Annotated in this window: 1 protein-coding gene; it reads right to left on the reverse strand. The window is 73.5% G+C overall.

Annotated features, from left to right (window positions below):
• Positions 1-688: hydroxymethylbilane synthase (gene hemC / locus B8460_RS15890; RefSeq protein ID WP_048862589.1), on the reverse strand; the 688-nt coding region annotated here is incomplete at both ends.

A 688-nucleotide genomic window follows, 5' to 3' on the forward strand; every position in this document is an offset into this window, starting at 1 on the left:
GGTCGAGCAGTTCCGTATCGTCGGCGCGGACGGTGACACCCACGATGCCCTGGCACGCGGCCGGCACCATCGTGTCCGCGTCCAGCACCAGCGTCGCCCGGTGCGCCAGATCGAGCCGACGCAGCCCGGCATAGGCGAGCAGCGAGGCGGCGAACGCCCCCTCCGCCACGCGGTCGAGCCGCGTCTGCACGTTGCCGCGCAGCAGCGCCACCTGCAGGTCCGGGCGGGCGTGCAGCAGCTGCGCCTGCCGCCGGACGGAGGACGTGCCGATCATCGCCCCCTCCGGCAGCGCGTCGTAGGGACGGGTCGTGTCGGGCGCGCCGCAGGCAGGGCCCAGGATCAGCGCGTCGCGCGCGTCCTCCCGCCGCAGGGTGCAGGCGAGCACGATGCCGGGCGGCAGGTCGGTCTCCAGGTCCTTGAGGCTGTGGACCGCGAAATCGATCTCGCGGGCCAGCATCGCCTCGTGGATTTCCTTGGCGAACAGCCCCTTGCCGCCGATTTCCGCGAGGCGGCGGTTCTGCACCGCGTCGCCGGTGGTGCGGATGATGTGCTCCTCGAACACCTCCATGCTGCGCAGCACTGGGCAGAAATGCCGCAGCACGGCGACGAAGGCGCGGGTCTGCACCAGGGCGAGCGGCGAGCCGCGCGTGCCCACGCGCAGCGGCAGCGCGCGGCGGGAGGTGCCCGC

This window comes from Acidisphaera rubrifaciens HS-AP3 (assembly GCF_000964365.1).
Classification (GTDB): Bacteria; Pseudomonadota; Alphaproteobacteria; order Acetobacterales; family Acetobacteraceae; genus Acidisphaera; species Acidisphaera rubrifaciens.